The organism is Cupriavidus sp. 01L46, assembly GCF_056399905.1.
In genome coordinates, this window is the sequence record NZ_JBFTSF010000464.1 from 1 (window position 1) to 3,417 (window position 3,417).

Genomic DNA, 3,417 nt, shown 5'->3' on the forward strand with positions numbered 1-3,417 from the left:
GTGCAGGAGAGCAAAAGGTGGTTCGGCTTGTTCGGCAGCTGGAGCGCTTACCTCGACAGTCGCTCATAATCCTCGAAGAACCTGAACTTACTTTGCATCCAGATGCGCAGCGTGGGCTAGCTTGGTACCTTATGGGATTAGCGCGTCGCCAAGGACACCAGATTCTCATTGCAACCCATTCGGCGGACATTTTTGAAACGTTACCTCAGGCCGCCCGCGTATTGCTGGTTCGCGGCCCTCGTGGTGCCATTGATGTTCTTCCAAATGCCAAGTATCTGGCCGCTGCCCGCGAACTCGCGGCAAATGTTCGGCTGAACAAAGACATCATCCTTGTAGAAGACGCGGTCGCCGCACGCTTGCTGAACGAAATTCTGCTTCGCTATAGTCGGGCAGTTCTTAGTCACTGCACTGTAGTTCCAGTAGGTAGTGCTAACGATGTCCGTCGCCTCGTCGCGTCTTTCACGCAAGCAGGTGTGCGGGTTAAGCGTAAGAGCAAGCGGGGCACAGCGCCCGCGCATCCGCGCGCCATCTGCATTAGATGTCCAGCTTCGCCGCCAAGTCCTTGACTTGCAGGTGCGTGTACCGAGCCAGCATTCGTATGTCCTTGTGGCCCGTGATTGTCGCCACTTCCATTTGTGACAGCCCCTTCTCGAAAAGCCGGCTGGTAGCCTCGTGGCGCAGATCGTGGAACCGGAAGTTCTCCAGCCCGGCGCGCTTCACCATGCGTGTGAACGCGAGTTTGAATGCGTTTACCGTGAGGCCTGGGAAGACGGGACCGGAATCGAGTTCTCCAGCGCCGCCGAGTTCGTGGGCTGCGACTCGCCTCAGAGCGATGAGCACTTCCATCGCGCGCCTGGACAGAGGCACGCCGCGCGGCGTGCCGTTCTTCGTTGCAATGAGCTGGATTGACCGATGGGCGAGGCTGACGCGATTCCATCGGAGGTCGAGTATCTCGCTACGGCGCATGGCAGTCTCTAGCGCCAAGTCTAAGATCGAAACGATGTAGGGGTTTCGCGTCTCCTCGCCTGCCCGCCGCAGGGCTGCCTCCTCGGGCGGAGATAGTCGGCGCACGCGCCCCGGTGGGTTCTTGGGGCGGCGAACGGAAGTCAGGACGCTCTTGCAGAGGGCCACATCCCACTCATAGACGGCCAGCTTAAACACCGCGTTGAGGATGTTCAGTTCTCGGTTGACCGTGCTTGGCGCGACGTGCTGAAGCCGCTGTTCTGTCCATTCTTTGATGTCCAGACGAGTCAGGTTCTCAAGGTGGACGCGGGCGAGCGGGTACTTCAGGATGCTGCGCGTGTGATTGACCTCGGCCTCCGCTCCCTTCTTGTGGATAGTCTCCTCACGGAGGTTGCGGTGGAGTAGGTCAGCCACGATGCGCGGGCGCTCCTTGAACTCCGCGACTCGTTTCGCGTGTGCCTGTTCTCTCGCGGCTGCCCGCGAGCGCGCCTTTAACTCCGGCTCCGTGGACAGTATCCACGATTTGGCCTCGTCGCGGCTAGGGAAAGTGCTGGAGGCGATTGGAACGCCCGCGAGGCGAATCTTGGCCTGGAATGTGACCACGTCGCCCTTACTGCGCCGCCGAATGATGGTGCCCATACCGTTCTCCTGTTACAGGTTTGCGGTACTGGGCGCTTACGTGCCGTTCCTCAGTGCTGAACTCTGCCCAACCGACTCAAGAAGACAGGTGTGGACAGGCGAATTATGGCACCCGCCATCTGCCCGATAAAGGTGATCCAGCCTTGCATAGGCTACGTGACGATAGTTACACTTTGGCATCGTGCGGCACCGAAACGCTTGAGACTAGGGGGAGCTTATGTTGCGAAAGACGTTCATGGCCGAGATTTATGCTGCGCTTGTAGCAGGCCGCTTCACACTTGCAGACTTTGACGTATCCGTTGGGACCGGGGGCACCAATCTGCTTCGGATTACCTTCCTCCCGCAGAAGGCGTTTGAACTCGCAGTCGATGACGGTAGTCGGCTGCTTCTCAGGATGTCTCCTGGCGCCCACAAGGAGACCGATCTCGTCGCCCTGGACAGTCTTGCGGGCGTACCGAAGCACATAACGGGCTGGACGCGAAACATCTACGCGGAATTAAGGGCCTCGCTACCCGTGATGGGCGAAATTGAAGAACTGCAAAAGAGGCTTGAGGCGCACTTAAAATCGCACGTAGAGAACCCCGCCGAACCTTTCACCGTCGACGAAGCTGCTGCAATGCAACAGAAGCTGGATGCGGTGATTGAAGATCTAGCCCGATTCCGGCAGCGGGATGAGATAACTCAGAAGCAGCTTGACGAGCTTGTGCAGGAAGTCGAACGACTCAAAGACGAACTCAGTTATTTCCCGAAGGGGACGTGGTATCGCTCAGCGGGAAGCAAACTCTGGACACTATTGCGCGGGGTCGCCACCTCCAAGGAAGGACGGGAGTTGGCGTCTGACATCGCACGCAAAGCCATTGGGATGGACTAGCTTTCTTCATTTAGTAGTACACTCGCGGCTGGCGCGCGACATGTGTACCTGCCCCGAAACCCGCATAAACACTAGGGTAGACCGAATCCCTCCGTCTCCGCCACTACATCGTATTGGCGGCGGAACCCCGGAAGATTGCGGTCTTCCGGGGTTTTGTTTTTTGTGCGTCCCGTTTCACTGCTCCCCATTCCACTGCTGCCCCCGCATGTGTACCTGACACAGGCCGACCGGGAGCCAGCATGTACCTCGCCCGCCGAGACGGCATCTACTACCTGCGCAAGCGCGTGCCGATGGACCGCATTGGCGTCTATGGCAAGCGAGAGATCTTGCGCAGCGTTAGCGTCAAGGACCGGGCCATCGACCGCGCACGAATCGATCGTACCGCTCCCTGCACGCGGAACCGCGCTGCGGCGCCGGTCAGCCAGGCTGCATCACGCCCATGATGCGCCGGCCGAGCGAGATGCCCCACTGGGCCAGGCGCTTGTCCTCGGCCCACTGGCTTCGATCCCACAGCGCGAGTGCATCGTCGATACGCTCCCCGCCGGCCTGCAGCGCGCGCGCCAGGGCTACGGCATTGGCTGCCGCCTTGCCCGCGCCCGCGCCGGTATGCGGACGTGCCACAAAAGCGGCATCGCCTAGCAGCATGGCGCGGCCAAAGCGCATGCGCGGCGCCGCGTAATCCTGGATCAGCTGCAGGAAAGGATCGGGGGTCGATACGACCAGTGCCGCGAACACGGGCGCGAGGCTGTCCGCCGCGGCAAGCCGCAGCGCCTGGGCATCGGCATCCTTGACCGCGCCCGGGGGCAGTGAGTGCGTGTGCTGGCGGCCATGGCGGTCCAGCAGCACGGCCGCCAGCGGCTCTCCCGCCGGCAGCGCGCGGTACCAGACCCAGTTCAGGCGCCGTTCGTTGCGCCGGGCCGATCCGTCCTCGCCGGGAATCAGGT

5 protein-coding genes are annotated in these 3,417 nt (G+C 60.9%); 3 read left to right on the plus strand and 2 right to left on the minus strand.

From position 1 onward, the window contains the following. On the plus strand, positions 1 to 566 hold a 566-nt coding region (locus AC1DS3_RS36865), incomplete at its 5' end, for an AAA family ATPase (RefSeq protein ID WP_477129160.1). Here AC1DS3_RS36865 and AC1DS3_RS36870 read toward each other — a convergent pair. Continuing rightward, on the minus strand, positions 535 to 1,602 hold the full coding sequence (locus AC1DS3_RS36870) for an integrase (protein ID WP_441630471.1): 1,068 nt from the start codon (positions 1,600 to 1,602) through the stop codon (positions 535 to 537). The genes AC1DS3_RS36865 and AC1DS3_RS36870 overlap by 32 nt on opposite strands. Positions 1,603 to 1,837: 235 nt before the next feature. On the opposite strand from AC1DS3_RS36870, the gene AC1DS3_RS36875 reads away from it, so the two are divergent. Both AC1DS3_RS36875 and AC1DS3_RS36880 read left to right on the plus strand, forming a co-directional pair. Further along, positions 1,838 to 2,473: a hypothetical protein gene (locus AC1DS3_RS36875; RefSeq protein WP_441630473.1), complete on the plus strand. Its 636-nt coding sequence runs from the start codon at positions 1,838 to 1,840 to the stop codon at positions 2,471 to 2,473. Positions 2,474 to 2,712: 239 nt separating this feature from the next. Next, on the plus strand, positions 2,713 to 2,916 hold the full coding sequence (locus tag AC1DS3_RS36880) for a DUF6538 domain-containing protein (protein WP_441630475.1): 204 nt from the start codon (positions 2,713 to 2,715) through the stop codon (positions 2,914 to 2,916). On the opposite strand, the gene AC1DS3_RS36885 is transcribed toward AC1DS3_RS36880, so the two are convergent. Continuing rightward, positions 2,891 to 3,417 (minus strand): FAD binding domain-containing protein (locus tag AC1DS3_RS36885; protein ID WP_477129161.1); only part of this gene is annotated, 527 nt, incomplete at its 5' end. The two genes, AC1DS3_RS36880 and AC1DS3_RS36885, sit on opposite strands and share 26 nt — an antisense overlap.